The sequence below is a fragment of the uncultured Megasphaera sp. genome (assembly GCF_900539295.1).
Lineage (GTDB): Bacteria > Bacillota > Negativicutes > Veillonellales > Megasphaeraceae > Megasphaera.
Genome location: NZ_UQBH01000007.1, coordinates 82,115 through 97,238, shown reverse-complemented (window position 1 = coordinate 97,238; position 15,124 = coordinate 82,115). Strand labels below are relative to the sequence as shown.

13 protein-coding genes and 1 tRNA gene are annotated in these 15,124 nt (G+C 54.1%); 13 read left to right on the top strand and 1 reads right to left on the bottom strand.

Going from position 1 to position 15,124, the window contains the following annotated elements; translation table 11 throughout:
* Positions 1–151 precede the first annotated feature (151 nt).
* Positions 152–235, bottom strand: a tRNA-Leu gene (locus QZQ46_RS03825).
* 266 nt (positions 236–501) lie between these two features.
* Between QZQ46_RS03825 and QZQ46_RS03820 the strand changes: the two genes are divergently transcribed.
* From QZQ46_RS03820 to trkA, 13 genes are all read left to right on the top strand, one after another.
* Positions 502–1,131 (top strand): ECF transporter S component, encoded by a 630-nt coding sequence (locus QZQ46_RS03820; RefSeq protein ID WP_296826976.1) that lies wholly within the window; start codon positions 502–504, stop codon positions 1,129–1,131.
* A 168-nt stretch (positions 1,132–1,299) separates the two neighbouring features.
* Positions 1,300–2,340, top strand: a complete 1,041-nt coding sequence (locus tag QZQ46_RS03815) for a rod shape-determining protein (protein ID WP_296826974.1) — start codon at positions 1,300–1,302, stop codon at positions 2,338–2,340.
* A 2-nt stretch (positions 2,341–2,342) separates the two neighbouring features.
* Positions 2,343–3,263 carry a rod shape-determining protein MreC gene (gene mreC, locus QZQ46_RS03810; RefSeq protein WP_296826972.1) on the top strand — a complete coding sequence of 307 codons (921 nt, stop codon included), beginning with the start codon at positions 2,343–2,345 and terminating at the stop codon, positions 3,261–3,263.
* Positions 3,260–3,769, top strand: a complete 510-nt coding sequence (gene mreD, locus QZQ46_RS03805) for a rod shape-determining protein MreD (protein ID WP_296826970.1) — start codon at positions 3,260–3,262, stop codon at positions 3,767–3,769. Before mreC ends, mreD begins: the two co-directional genes overlap by 4 nt.
* A 19-nt stretch (positions 3,770–3,788) precedes the next feature.
* Positions 3,789–5,666, top strand: coding sequence for a penicillin-binding protein 2 (gene mrdA, locus QZQ46_RS03800; protein ID WP_296826968.1), 1,878 nt, complete (start codon positions 3,789–3,791; stop codon positions 5,664–5,666).
* Positions 5,667–5,697: 31 nt separating this feature from the next.
* A complete protein-coding gene (locus QZQ46_RS03795; protein ID WP_296826965.1) occupies positions 5,698–6,528 on the top strand; it encodes an AAA family ATPase in 831 nt (276 codons plus the stop codon).
* A 9-nt stretch (positions 6,529–6,537) separates the two neighbouring features.
* On the top strand, positions 6,538–7,641 hold the full coding sequence (gene rodA / locus QZQ46_RS03790) for a rod shape-determining protein RodA (RefSeq protein ID WP_296826964.1): 1,104 nt from the start codon (positions 6,538–6,540) through the stop codon (positions 7,639–7,641).
* 22 nt (positions 7,642–7,663) lie between these two features.
* On the top strand, positions 7,664–9,553 hold the full coding sequence (locus QZQ46_RS03785; RefSeq protein WP_296826962.1) for a TIGR03960 family B12-binding radical SAM protein: 1,890 nt from the start codon (positions 7,664–7,666) through the stop codon (positions 9,551–9,553).
* The gene (locus QZQ46_RS03780; protein ID WP_296826959.1) at positions 9,528–10,250 is read left to right on the top strand and encodes a TIGR03936 family radical SAM-associated protein; all 723 of its coding nucleotides are present in this window, start codon (positions 9,528–9,530) and stop codon (positions 10,248–10,250) included. The genes QZQ46_RS03785 and QZQ46_RS03780 overlap by 26 nt, the downstream gene beginning before the upstream one ends.
* The gene (gene cobI, locus QZQ46_RS03775; RefSeq protein ID WP_296826957.1) at positions 10,240–10,935 is read left to right on the top strand and encodes a precorrin-2 C(20)-methyltransferase; all 696 of its coding nucleotides are present in this window, start codon (positions 10,240–10,242) and stop codon (positions 10,933–10,935) included. Before QZQ46_RS03780 ends, cobI begins: the two co-directional genes overlap by 11 nt.
* Positions 10,936–10,992: 57 nt before the next feature.
* Positions 10,993–12,432, top strand: a complete 1,440-nt coding sequence (locus QZQ46_RS03770) for an Rne/Rng family ribonuclease (RefSeq protein WP_296826955.1) — start codon at positions 10,993–10,995, stop codon at positions 12,430–12,432.
* Between the two features lie 38 nt (positions 12,433–12,470).
* Complete coding sequence (locus QZQ46_RS03765) at positions 12,471–13,697, top strand: lipase family protein (RefSeq protein ID WP_296826953.1); 1,227 nt, start codon at positions 12,471–12,473, stop codon at positions 13,695–13,697.
* Positions 13,698–13,780: 83 nt separating this feature from the next.
* On the top strand, positions 13,781–15,124 hold the full coding sequence (gene trkA / locus QZQ46_RS03760) for a Trk system potassium transporter TrkA (RefSeq protein WP_296826951.1): 1,344 nt from the start codon (positions 13,781–13,783) through the stop codon (positions 15,122–15,124).

Below are 15,124 nucleotides of genomic sequence, written 5' to 3'. Positions count from 1 at the left end.
CAAATGGGGAGATTCATGTCTTTATTTTATTTTGCGAAAAATATTATACCTTATCAATTTTTGTTGCAGGGGTCAAAATGGGGTCAAAGACACTCGATTTTGTGATGGCAACAAAAAAAGACAACCGTGCTAATCTGCATGGTTGTCTTTTTGGTGCGAGTGAAGGGACTTGAACCCTTACGTCGTAAGACGCTAGATCCTAAGTCTAGTGCGTCTGCCATTCCGCCACACTCGCAAGTACTTGTCCATTCTATCACGTTTATTGGCTGTGGGTCAACTGAAAATTGGCCTTTAAAAGGATATTCGTGCAAAAATTCACAATATTTGAAAAACCTATTGTCAAGGACTTCCCAGTGTGCTATACTACGCATGACACAAAGGCGGGTCCATTTTTTTACGCTGGATGGGTACCGGAAACGGACTGGTACCGGCGGAGACCGGCCGTGTTTTTATATGCAGTGCGACTTGTATCTTGGGAAAGAACGAGAACGGGGGAGTATCATGGTAAAACAAAGGGACACGGTACCGACACAGCAGACGTTTTTGTCGGTCCGCCAATTGACCATTGCCGCTTTTTTATCGGCTATTACGATTTTTCTGGGCATAACCGGCTACGGATTCATTCCGCTGGTTATTATGAATGCGACGATTCTTCACATTCCTACGATCATCGGCAGTCTATCGGCAGGTCGTAAGGTCGGGATGATTGTCGGCTTTATGTTCGGGATTTTTTCTTTTATCCGATCCCTGCAGGCTCCGAGCGCACTGCTCTTGTTTGCCGTGCAGTACAACGTCGTTGCCGACGCCTTTATTTGTATCGTACCGCGGATTCTTATCGGCCTCATTGCTTATGAATTGTACCGCCGTTTGAAGACGCGCGAAGTCGTGCGCGTGGCCGTGACGGCTGTCGTGACGACGGTGATCCATACGGTCCTCTTCCTGGGTTCCTTTACGGCCCTCGTCGGTGTTCCTTATGCCGAAGCCCAAGGGATTCCCTTCATGAACGTCATCAACATCATGCTCGGCATTACCGCCGTCAACGGGATTCCCGAAGCTGTCGTTTCCGGGCTGATCGTTACGCCGATTATCATGGCTCTTCAGCGTGCCGGGTTAAAGATACAGCAACAGTAAAATACAAGGGTTATGAATCAAACGGGGCTGTCCCCCAAAGGGCGGTCCCGTTTCTCTATTCTATGGAAATTTGCTAATGCGAAAGTTTGCGCTATGTGGTAAAATAAGCAATGAATGGCTGTTTACGTATGACAGCATATATGAAAGGAATAGAAGGGATTATTTGTTATGGCTTCGATTTTTTCTCCATTAACTAAAAATATAGGCATCGATTTAGGGACGTCTACGGTCCAAGTCTATGTCGAAGGCCGGGGCGTCGTTTTGTCCGAGCCGTCGGTCATGGCGACGGACGAGCGAAACAGCAAGATGATTGCTGTCGGCCGCTCGGCTGAGGACTTACTGTCACGCTCTCCTGAGACGGTTAAGCTCCATCGTCCCTTGGTGCACGGTGTCATTGCCGATTACAGCGTAACCCGGACCATGCTGGGCTACATCCTCAGCAAGTGCGTCCGCAGCGTTCAGCGCCTGCGCATCATGATCGGCGTGCCGTCGGCAGCTTCGAACGTTGAAAAAAGAGCCGTCATGGAAGCGGTTTACCAGGCCGGTGCCAAAGAAGCCTTCGTTATTGAAACGGCGGCTGCGGCGGCTCTCGGCGTCAATCTGCCCGTCTACGACCCTGTCGGCAATATGGTCATCGACATCGGCGGCGGTACGACCAATGTGGCCATGCTGTCCCTAGGCGGCATCGTCGTCTCTAAATCGCTTCATTTAGGCAGCCTCGATTTCAATGCCGCCATTCGTGACTATCTGCGCTATCAGTACGACGTCGTCACTGACGATACGACCATCGAAGAGATGAAGGTCACCAACGGCTCGGCCGTCCTGCCCCTCGAAGACAGGGGCTATTATTTCATGGCCCGCGGCCTCGATGACGGCCTGCAGCGCGAAGTGGCCGTCAAATCGAGTGAACTCTATCATGTCATTGGCAAGCCCTTGGTGAAGATTCTCGACGTCGTCAAAGACGTCCTGCGCGAGACGCCGCCAGAATTGGCTGCCGATATTATGGAACACGGCATCGTCCTCACCGGCGGCGGTGCTAAGCTCAAGGGGATGGATCAGTTCTTTACGCAGGAACTGGGCGTTCCCGTATTGATGGCAGCCGAACCGGAACTGGCCGTGGCCAGGGGCACGGGGATTGCCATCAACGATCGTGAAAAGTTATCGGCCCTCATTGAAGGGGCGCAGCGCATATATAGGAGGAGATTTTAAAATTGTTTTCGTTCGGTAAAAGAAGCGTCGTCTTCGTACTCGTCTTATTCATCATCATTGCTGTCGTAGGCTGGGCTTGGCGCCAGCGCGATTCCCTGCCTTTTATTACGAAGCCTTTGATGACGATCATGTCGCCTTTTGAATACGGTGCCAGCAGCATCATGGATGTCCTGGCTTCCAACATTCACATCGTCGACGTCAGTTTGAAGAACCGCATTGAATGGGAATCGCTGGAAAAAGAAAATGCCGACCTGAAAAGCCGGACCGTCGACTACGATGAAGTCGTCGCTGAAAATGACCGCCTGCGGGCACTCCTCGATTTTAAATCGAGCCACAGCCAGTATCAGCTCTTGGCAGGCTCGGTCATTTCCCGTGATTACGGGACTTGGACCAATACGATGATCATCGATGTCGGCAGCGGGGAAGGTGTAGAAAAGAATATGCCTGTCATTACCCCGGCCGGTGTCGTCGGCTTTATCAGTGACGTCTATCCGCATTCGTCTCGGGTACAGCTCATGACCGACCCCCGGACCAGTATCGGGGCCATCGTTCAGCGGCCGGAATCTCGCGTATCGTCTGTCGTCCGCGGCAACGGTAATGTGCCGACGGAACCGCAGTTCGTCAATATCGCTAAAGATGCCGATATCCTCGAAGGGGATACGCTGGTCACGTCGGGCTTCGGCTCCATCTACCCGAAGGGCCTCTATATCGGCACCATCGTATCGATTCATCAGAATGAAAATGATTTCGTAAAATATGCCGTCATTCGTCCCGGCGTCGATTTCTCGAAATTAGAAGAAGTCTTCGTCATTTTGAAATCGGCTGACACCGGCTCTTATGAAAAACCGGATGTAACGCCGAAACTCGTACCGCAGACGAATCGCGACAAGGTGGAAGGCATCAAAGGAGCTGCGGCCTTATGAAGAAAATGAACTGTATCATCACAGCCTTCATCGTCTTTATTTTGCAGGCTGCGGTCTTGCCTTTTATCTTTAACGGTGTCAGCCAGCCCAATCTCATCTTCGTCTTCGTCGTCCTTATGGCCCTCCATCACGGCCAGCGCGTCGGCATTGCGACGGCACTCCTAGGCGGTTTTTGCCAAGATGTCATCATTGGGAATTTCTTTGGCATGCACCTCTTGGTGTATCTCATTGTCACCCTTGTTTGCAGCTATCTCGGCCGCAATATCGATAAGGATCAGTGGATTTTGACCCTGCTCATCGTCCTCGGGGCGACGGAAGCGGGCCTTATCCTGACCTGCGGCTTCCTGTTTCTGGCCGGCCAGTACATCAATGTGGCGGCGTATTTATTGGAATTCAGTATACCCGTACTCGTTTATCACGGAATCTTGGCCTTGCCCGTGGACCATGTCGTCTGGCGCCTGCGCCGGTCCGATACCTTTTATGGCTTTCCGGGTTATCGCTGGTAACTAAAGGAGACACAGATACATGCTTGAAGCGTTATTAAAAAAGAAGAATCAAGATGGCCGCTTCCGGTATCTCTACTGGGTGGTCATTGCGATTTTTATTATTCTTGTCAGCCGGCTCGTCTATTTACAGCTCTTTGCCGGTGAATATTATCATTCTCTGGCCGAAGGGAACCGCCTACGGGCCATCCCCATTGCGGCCATGCGCGGCATCATGTACGACCGCAACGGACAGATTTTGGTCGGCTCGCGGCCGAGCTTCATGGCCACTTACGTTCCGCCCAAGGGCGGCATGAGCGATGAAGAACTGGCGAAACTGTCGGGTATCCTCAATATACCGGAGGATAAACTGCGCGATAAGATTCAAAAAGTCAAGAGTTCCTACGTCCCGACGGTTTTGGCTAATGACCTTACCCAGGACATCGTCACGAAGATTGAAGAACAGCGCAACGACCTGCCCGGCGTTTCCGTCGAAGTACAGCCGATTCGCTATTATCCTTATAAGACGATGGCGGCTCAGGTTTTCGGCTACGTCGGTCAGATCGATGAAGAAGATGCCAAACGGCTCGAAGGCGTTGAAGGTGTCTCCAATATCACCCAGATCGGCCGGGCAGGCCTTGAAGCCTATTACGACGACCTCCTGCGCGGGCAGGACGGCGGCCGTCAGGTCGAAGTCGATGCTGCCGGCAGTCCGGTTACGGAAATGGAACGAAAAGAACCGGTGGCCGGTCACAATATGCACCTGACCCTGGACCTCAATTTACAGGAAGCGACGGAACAGGCCATGGACCGCCAGATTGCCAACGGCGTCGGTACCCACGGCATTGCCGCCGTTGCCATCGACCCCAATACGGGGGCTGTTTTGGCCATGGCCAGCCGGCCCGCTTATGACCCCAACTGGTTTACCCGGGGCATTACGGAAAAGGAATGGGCCATGATCAACGACGACCCCAACCATCCTATGGAAAACCGGGTCATTGCCGGTGAATATCCGCCGGGCTCTACCTTTAAGCTCATTACCGGTTCGGCAGCTTTGGAATTGAAAAAAGTTACGCCTGATGAAATGATCTTCGACAGCGGGCGCCACTGGTTAGTCGATATGCGAAATGCCGGCGGGGAAGCCTTGGGCTGGATCAACTTCGTCGAAGCCCTGGCAAAGTCGGATAACGTCTATTTCTATGAAATGGGCCGCCGCGTCGGTATTGATGAATTGGCTAAATATGCCGACATGTTCGGCATGGGCAAGAAGACCGGCATCGCTCTTCGCGGTGAAGCGTCGGGTCTTGTCGCCAGTGAAGAATATAAGATGAAGACCTTCCACGAAGACTGGTACTTAGGGGATACGTTCAACTCCGCTATCGGCCAGGGCTTCCAGTTGGTTACGCCTCTCCAGGCGGCCATGATCGTCAGTGAAGTCGCTAACGGCGGCATCCAGTATCGGCCGTTTATCGTCAGCCGTATCGATAATCTCGACGGGACGCCTTATAAGATCTTTGCGCCGGAACAGACAGGGACGCTGCCCGTTTCTAAATCGACCCTCGATCTCGTCCGCGAAGGGATGCGCAACGTTGCTGAAGAATCAGGGACAGCAGGCTCCCTGTTTGCCGGATTCCCCATCCAGGTCGCCGGTAAAACGGGGACGGCGGAAAACTTCGGCGGTACGGACCACGGCTGGTTCGTCGCCTATGCACCGTATGAACATCCTCGCATCGTCATCGCCGTCTTGGTAGAACAAGGTGGTTTCGGGTCCGTTTCGGCAGGGCCGATCGTCCGATCCATGCTGGAAGAATTCTTCCATCTCGGCGCTTATGCCGAAGGGGCTGCGAACAACGCCAACGGTGCGCAAGGGACTGCCAATCAGACCGGCAGCGGCCAGAAAGCGGCTGCTCAAAATAATTGATCCATAGTGTTTCAGAAAGGGTGGTAATTCCATGTCTCGACTCATCGCGATTGCTTCTGGTAAGGGAGGCGTCGGCAAAACTTTGATTACAGCTTCTCTTTCCGTATTGCTCCAGCGCCGTGGCTATCGGGTGCTGGCTGCCGATGCGGACATGGGATTGCGCAACCTTGATTTACTCTTCGGCATGGATGAGGCGGTAAAGTTCGACGCCAGTCAGGCTGCCCGCGGGAAATGCCTTCCCCGGCAGGCCCTGGTTTCGATTGCTCCCGGCCTTGACGTCCTGCCGGCCAGTCAGAAACGGACTTGGGAAAAGGTCGATATTCCGTCCTTTCACTACGTCTTAGAATCCCTGGCCGGTGAATACGATTTCGCCTTTGTCGACTGTCCGCCCGGCCGCGATGAGGCCTACCGGGCTGCGACGGCTTTGGCCGACCAGATCTTATTCGTCGTTGAACCGTCGCCGTCGTCACTCCACGATGCCCAACGGGTCATTCAGTACTGCATGAAGCAGAAGCGGTTTCACTATGACGTCATCCTCAATAACTTTTTTGCCGACGGCGTCATCTCACCGACGGATGCCATGGCCTATCTGAATCGGAAAACCGTTGCCGGTATTTTGCCCCATGATGAGGGCATCGACCTGGCAGCCGGTCAGGGGGAAATTCATAAAGCATCGGATCAGCTGCCGTTTTTCCAGGCTTTGGCCAAAACGGCGGACTGGCTCGAAAAGAGGACGGCCATTGATCAGGCCGAATTGATCGGTCTCTTGCCGCGCCGTACAGCCGGTGCGGATGATACATCAGGCTTATCGGTGCGGCGCCGACGGCAGGAATGCCGGAATTGGCGCCACTATCGTCGATAGGAGAGGGAAATGTTTATTAAACGTGAATGGAAGAATTTAGATAAAGTTATGCTCATTGTGAGCTTTTTCATCGTCTGCATCAGCCTGGCTATTATCGGCAGTGCGACGCATATCAATAAAGGGGCTATCAATTATGACTTCGTCATCAAGCAGGGCACAGCCTTCGTCGTCGATTTCATGATTGTCATCTTTTTCAGCCGCTTTGACTATACGAAGTTAAAAAAGTACGCGAAACCTTTATATGTCATTAACCTGCTGATGCTGGTAGCCGTCATGTTCGTCGGTACGTCAGCCCTCGGGGCTCAGCGATGGATTCAGTTGGGACCGATTACCCTGCAGCCGTCAGAGTTTTCCAAGCTCATCATGATCATCTGCACGGCAGCTATCCTCAGCGACCGCGTAGGCCAGCTTAATAAGTGGCGGCAGGTGCTTCCCATCGGCCTCTTCGTCGGGATTCCCTTCCTCTTGGTCTTGAAACAGCCTGACCTGGGGACCAGTCTCGTCTTTTTGGCCATCACCTTGGGCATGCTCTTTGTCGGCCGCATCAAGATGTCCCTCTTGCGGAACGTCTTTTTAGCCGGCGTCGTCCTGGCACCGGTAGGCTGGCATTTTTTGAAGGACTACCAAAAGTCTCGTATTACGGTATTCCTTAACCCCAACGCCGATCCTTTCGGGGCCGGGTATCACATCATCCAGTCCAAGATTGCCATCGGTTCGGGCATGCTCTTTGGCAAGGGCCTGTTCCAGGGGACCCAGAGCCAATTGAACTTTTTGCCGGAAAACCACACGGACTTCATCTTTTCGGTTATCGGTGAAGAACTGGGCTTTTTAGGCTGTATCTTTCTGTTATTCCTGTATTTTATCCTCATCTACCGGGGCATCATGATTGCCAAAGAATGTAAAGACAGCTTTGGCATGATGCTGGCCACGGGCGTCGTATCGATGTGGGCCTTCCAGATTTTGGTCAACGTCGGTATGACCTGCGGCATCATGCCGGTCACGGGGATTCCGCTGCCCTTCATGAGCTACGGCGTCAGCGCCTTGACGACCAATATGATGGGGATGGGGATTTTACTCAGTATCTACATGCGCCAGCAGACGATGATCTTTTGACGGCGTTTAAGGAGGAAATGAATTGTCACATCCTGTGGAGATAGATCCGATTTTATTGAGCAAAGTCAGTAAACCGGCCCGCTACGTCGGCGGGGAATGGAACAGTGTCGTAAAAGACCACGACCGGGTAAAACTGACCGTTGCCTATTGTTTTCCCGATGTTTATGAAGTGGCCATGAGCCATTTAGGCCTGCGCATCCTCTATGCCCTGCTCAACGAACGGCCCGATGTGGCCGCCGAACGGGTCTATGCGCCCTGGCCGGATATGGAAGACCTCATGCGCTCCAAGGGGTATCCTCTGTTTTCGCTGGAAACGAAGACGCCTGTCCGCGATTTCGACATGGTCGGCTTTACCCTCCAGTATGAAATGAGTTTTACCAATATATTAAATATGCTCGATCTGGCCGGACTGCCGATTTTTGCCAAAGACCGCGGCGACGATATGCCCTTAGTGGCCGCCGGCGGTCCTTGTGCGTATAATGCAGAACCTTTGGCCGACTACATCGATATCTTTTTCCTCGGTGAATCGGAAGAATCGACGCAGCTTCTGGCCGATACGATCATCGCCTGGAAAGAAGGCGGAAAGCCCGGCGGCAAGAAAGGCCTCTTGAAAGAACTGGCTAAGCAGCCGGGAAACTACGTGCCGTCCTTCTATGATGCCGAGTACGACGAAGACGGCAACTTCAAGGCCCTGGTCCCGACGGAACCGGAAGCCAAGGCGGAAATCGAAAAATGCGTCGTTCCTGACGTGGAACACGTCTTTTTCCCGACGAAACCCATCGTGCCCAACATCGATATCGTTCACAATCGGGCCGTGCTCGAACTGTTCCGCGGCTGCAGCCGGGGCTGCCGTTTCTGCCAGGCCGGCATGCTCTATCGTCCCATTCGGGAAAAGTCGCCGGAACAGCTGGTAAAACTAGCCAAAGACATCGTCGCCAATTCGGGTTACGATGAAATTTCTCTCATGAGCCTGAGCTCGGCAGACTATTCCTGCCTGCCGGAACTGGTCGACCAGCTCCTCGACGCCTTTAAGGGCCAGAAGGTCAGCGTCAGCCTGCCGTCGCTCCGCGTCGACAGCTTTTCCGTTGACATCGCCAAAAAAGTCCAGCAGGTCCGTAAGAGCGGCCTGACCTTTGCCCCGGAAGCGGGGACGCAGCGCCTGCGCGACGTCATCAATAAGGGCGTCACCGAAGAAGATCTCCTCTCGGCCTGTGAAAATGCTTTCCAAAACGGCTGGTCGACGGTAAAACTGTACTTCATGATGGGCCTTCCGACGGAAACGGACGAAGATTTGGCCGGCATTGCCGATTTGGCTTATAAAGTACTGAACTTATACCGTTCCGTTACCCATAAGAATAACGGCAAGGTGACGGTCTCCGTCTCCAGCTTCGTCCCCAAATCGCACACGTCTTTCCAGTGGTTCGGTCAGCTTCCCATCGAAGAAATCGAACGCAAGCAGCAGTACATCAAGGGGCTTATTCGCGACAAGCACATTTCTTACCACTACCACGACGCCAAGACGGGCCGCTTGGAAGCGACCTTTGCCCGCGGTGACCGCCGCATGGGCGCCGTCCTCTATGAAGCCTGGAAACTGGGCTGTAAGTTCGACGGCTGGACGGAAATGTTCGACTACGACCGCTGGATGAAGGCCTTTGAATTGGCCGGCATCGATCCCGATTATTACGCCGCCAGAAACCGCAGTTTGGACGAGGCCCTGCCTTGGGATCATCTCACCAGTGGTGCCGCGAAGAACTATTTGAAGCAGGAATGGATGCGGGCCGAACGGGCCGAACTGACTCATGACTGCCGCCGTCTGTCCTGTACGGGCTGCGGTGTCTGCCCGAATTTGGGCATTTCGATTATTGACAGAAAGGCAGGGGACGCTCATGGCAAGAATACGTTTAGCTGTTAAGAAAGACGGGGCCCTGCAGTTTTTGTCCCACCTCGACTTTGCCCGGGCCGTGCGCTACGTCATCGTTCGGGCTAAGCTGCCCATCTGCTACTCCGAAGGCTTCAATCCTCATATGAAGCTCAGCTTCGCCTCTGCCCTCGGCGTCGGCGTGTCGGCCGACATCGAATACCTCGATATGGAACTGGCCGAAGAAATTCCCGTCGCCGATGTCATGGCCCGCATGAACGCCATGTCCCCCCAGGGCTTTGCCGTCCTCGACGGCCGCTATGTCGACCCCAAGGCACCGAAATTGATGGCCATTGCCAACTATGCCGTCTACACCCTGCGCGGCCCTTTGAAGGAAGACCTCAGTCAGGACGGGTTGAATGCCATTCTGAAACGCTTTAACGAGGCCGAATCGGTCCTCTACGAAAAGGTGTCTCATAAAGGGAAGCACCGCGTACGGACCATTGAAGTGAAAAATCACGTCATCGACGCCATTCACGGCAATGTCAAAGACGGCGACGTCTACTTAACGGTAGGCATCTATCAGACTGAAGAAGGGGCCATCAAGCCCATTCAGGTTTGGGAAGTCCTTGAAAAAGACTTTGAGCTGCCCGTCCACGCCGACATGATGCTGGCTCGTCGGACGGGAATCTTCGTTCGTAAAGACGACGGCAAGACGGCGTCACTCTTTGAGGGTTATGATGAAAGGTAAATTATACTGCGTCGGCATCGGCCCGGGCGATCCCGAGCTGTTGACCTTAAAGGCGCTGAAAACGATTGCTTCCTGTCCCGTCCTGGCCGTCCCCAAAAGCGGGACCGGGTCGGGGACGGCGAAGGATATCTTACTGAAGGCCTTGGACGGATGCGACCTCAGCCTGTCCGATAAGACCGTCCTGACCTTGGACTTTCCCATGACCCGCAAGGACGAAGTCCTGGCAGGGGCCCATGAAAAAGCGGCCCGATCCATTATGGATGAGCTCGATAAGGGCAGGGATGCAGCCCTCATTACCCTGGGCTGCCCGACGGTCTATGCGACCAGCATCTATGTCCACCGCCTCGTTCAGGGTGCCGGCTATGAAACGGCCATCGTCCCCGGTGTGCCCAGCTTCTGTGCCGTCGCCGCTAAATTGCAGCAGCCTCTGTGCGAAAAGGACGAAGCCTTGATGATTATTCCCGGCAATCATGAAGACCGCCGGAAGCTCTTGTCCCTTCCGGGCAGCAAGGTCATCATGAAGCCGTCGGGAAAATTGGGACCCCTTCAGGCAGAACTGAAGGAATTGGGCCTCCTCGAAAGGACCTCCATGATCGAACGTTGCGGCCTTTCGGGCGAGAAAATATATGAACGGGCCGGCGATGCGGAAGAAACCGGTTATTTTGCCGTCTTATTGGTCAAATAATCGGCCTTTTTAGAAAGAGATACGCTTCGTCAGCTATGTACAAGGAGGAGTGACACGATGAAAACGATCGTTGGCAACGTCATGCCCGAAGAAACGCGCATGGCTATCCTCGAAGATGGTCGTCTTCGTGATTTTGCGGTAGAACGGGACGATGGCATGCACATCGTCAATCACATATATAAGGGGACGATCCAGAATATTCTGCCGTCGCTCCAGGCTGCTTTCGTCAACATCGGCCGCCGCAAGAATGCCTTTATCTATATGGGCGATATGTTTCCCCGGGCGGCGTCGAAAGAGGAAATCCAGCAGATGCACCTGTCTGTAGGCCAGTCTATTTTAGTCCAGATCATCAAGGACGAACAAGGTTCAAAAGGCCCCAAGGCGACGGCTAACGTCAGTTTGGCCGGCCGCTTTGCCGTCTTGATGCCCACCGTCGACTACATCGGCGTATCGAAAAAAATCCGCGATGAACAGGAACGGGACCGCCTGCGGGACATCGTGGCCGAAATAAAGCCCGACGGCATGGGACTCATCATACGCACCGTGGCTAAAGGCGTGTCGCGGGAAGAACTCTTAGGCGACCTCCAGTACCTGCTCCATACCTGGGACAGTATTCGCCAGCGCTATGCCCTGGCCAAGAAGCCGACCCTCTTGTACCGTGAAGCCGACTTGGTCATGCGCATGGTTCGCGACCATTTTACGGCCGATGTCAAGCAAGTCATCGTCGACAGCCGAGAAGCCTATGAACGTATTTCTCAGATTTTTCCCGATTCTCAGTGGCAAAACCGTATTCGCCTCTACGAAGGGGAAGAACCGATTTTCGAACACTATGGCATCGAAGAAGGGTTGAAGGGACTGATGTCGCGCATCGTACCCCTGCCGTCGGGCGGCAATTTGGTCATCGATCATACCGAGGCCCTGACCGTCATCGACGTCAACAGCAGCAAGTATACGGGCAACGGGACGACCCTTCAGGATACGATTTTTCACGTCAATAAGGAGGCCGCCGTCGAAATCGCCCGCCAGCTTCGCCTGCGCGACATCGGCGGCATCATCATCATCGACTTCATCGACATGGCCCAGCCTTTAAAGCGCGATGAAATCCTGCAGATTCTGATCCGCGAAACGGCTATGGACTGCACCAAGACCCGGGTCCTCGGTATGACGGCCTTGAATCTCGTCGAAATCACCCGCAAGAAGGCCCGCCAGAGCCTGTATCAGGTCCAGTTCGATCCCTGTGACGTCTGCGGCGGTTCGGGCTATCTCTATTCGGCGGAAACGGTGGTCCTCCAGATCATTCGCCGCCTGCGCCACATGGCGGCCAATCGCCAGCTGCGGGGCGACGTCCTCATCGCAGCCCATCCCGACGTTCTGGCCCTCTTGAAAGATAAGAAGCGAAAAGCCGAATGGGAACGGGAATTGAAGCGGACCCTCTACTTTGAAGCTTCAGACCATCCCAATCGGGAAGTCTTTTCTATTTTATCGTATCAAGCATGACCGGTCGGCCGAGGAGGCCGCAAAGAGGGGGAATTCCTATGAGGGGAAAGAAAATACTGGCCTTAGCTATTTGTTTCGTCGTGACGGCCTTGTCGGCTTTGGCAGCGTCGCCGCAGGAAACGTATCATAAGGCGCGGACGGAAGCCCTGTCGGTCTGGCTGTCCCTGGCGTCTTATGACGATAAACCCGGAGAGGCGGCCCGTGATGAACTCCGGCGCCGCGGCTGGGACGTTGACAACCGGATCGAGAAGGATGACCGGTCGGAAACGAAATTCCATATCGCCCGCAAGGGGAAGGAGACCTTCATTGCCGTAACGGGGACGGAAAGTTTGGCCGACGTCAAATCCGATTTGAATCTCCACTCCATCCCGTATCGAAATGGGGAGGCAGCGGATATGCGGGTCCATGCCGGTTTTTCTCACTATACGAAGACCTTGTTGGACGCACCTTATGAGGACACGACGCTGGGACAGTTCGTGCAGGCCGACGCAGCCTTACAGGACGTGACCTTGACCGGCCACAGTCTCGGCGGCGCCGTGGCTCTCCTTACTGCCGCCCGGCTCTATGACGACGGGGTCCGAAACCTTCAGGTCGTCACCTTCGGAGCGCCGGCTGTGGGCAATTCGGCCTTTAATGAGACCTATGAACCGCTTCTTCAGTTGGACCGCATCGTTATGGCCGATGACCCGGTGAAGGGCATTTTGCAGACCGTGAGCGGGACGTACAGCCAATTTTCTAAGGAAACAGTGTGGCAGAGCGCTCCGTCGACGCAGCGCTTTGCTCATGACATCGTCGGCTATGCCGATACGGCCCTGCGCCGCTATTACGACGCTAAAGGGGAGTATGAAGCCTTTTTGGGCCATTCCTCAGGAGGCGACCCGGCACAGGCGACAGGCCCTTCGGTCTTCGTCCTGCCCTTATCGGTGAAGGTCGATCCTTTATTATCCGGTGACGGACCTTATATGGAAAAAGCCGCTGACGACCAATTGACATATCGCCTTCGGCCCTTTTTCGGACCAGCGGGACAGTCTCTGACAGAGAGTCTCCAAGAGGCTCGAGACAAGGGCTGTACGGCCCTCTTAGTCCGGACGGTGACGGGGAAAAGAGCCAAGAACAAGGCTTATGATTTTGTCATGACTTATGAAGAGATTTGGTACGATGCCGGAAGCGGTGCCGTCCGGTCCGCTTTTTCCATGACCATGAATACGGAAAAGATGACGCCCATCCTGACCCTCTTGGCCATGGCCGGTATGGCCGGGGCGTAAGGGAGTTTGAACGGTTGTCGTCTTAGCAGGCAGCGGCCATTTCGTCTTGCTGTCAAGGTTATCCATATGAGGAGGTTTTTCCTTTGCGCATAGTTGTCGTAGGGGCCGGCAAGCTGGGCTACAGCATTGCCGAGCTGTTATCACATGAACAATTCGATATCGTCGTCGTCGATCACGATGAAGAACGGCTGGAAGTCGTCCGCAATACCCTGGACGTACTGACTATCTTGGCCAACGGTGCCAGCCCGGTTACCATGGACGACCCGGATATTCACGGTGCCGACCTCCTCGTCGCCTGTACGGCGACGGACGAAGTCAATTTGGTAACCTGTATTTTAGCCAAGAAGCACGGCATTAAATACACGGCCGTCCGCATTCGCGACATGCAGTTTTTGACCGGGGCCAAGGACTATTTAAAGAAGAATTTCGACATCGACCTGGTCATCAATCCGGAAATGATTACGGCCCGTGAAATCAACCGCATTCTCATGACGCCGGCGGCGCTCAACGTCGAAGATTTTGCCAACGGCAAGGTCCGTCTCTTTGAAACGAAGATACAGCGCCATTCGCCGCTGGTCAACGTGCCTTTTAAAAATATGAACATGCCGCCGTCGGTCTTGGTCGGCATGATTTTCCGCGATCAGCGCATGATCATTCCCCATGGCGATGACCGCCTCTATCCCCATGATAATGCCTATTTTATCGGCGATGCCAAAGCTATTGAAAAATTCAGTGAAAATTTTGTACCCAGCAATATCGAAGCCATCGAACGGGTTATCATCATCGGTGCCGGCCGGTCGGGCCGCTTTTTGGCACCCATGCTGGATAAGGAAGGATTTCAGGTCAAGATTTTCGACAAGGATCACGAACGGTGCCTGCAGGTAGCCGAGCTCATGGAAGACGGCTTGGCCATTCACGGCGACGGGACCGATATCGACCTCTTGGAACAGGAGGGGATTGCCGATGCCGATGCCGTCATCTGCTTGACCGATGACGACCGCCTGAATTTGATGCTGGCCCTCATTGCCAAGCATTTAGGCGCCAAGAAGACCATCGTTCGCGTATCCCGTATCGAATACGGCGGCCTCATGGAAAAAGTCGGTGTCGATATCGTCTTATCGACGAGGCTCTTGTCGGCCGGGGAAGTCCTGGCCTTTGCCCGGGGCGGCGTCGTATCGGTATCCCTTCTCGAAGGCGCCAAGGCCGAAGCCGTCGAAGTCATCGTCCAGGAAGGGGCACCGGTCATCGGCCAGCGGCTGATGGACGTCGACTTGCCGCCGGAATGTCTGGTCTGCGCCTACGTCCGCGACGGCGAAGCCTATATCCCGAACGGCCAGTCGGTCCTCTTAGAAGGGGATCGGATCATTCTCTTCAGCCAGACAGAACATTCACAGAAGGTCATGCAGTACTTTAAAGGCAGGGAGTAG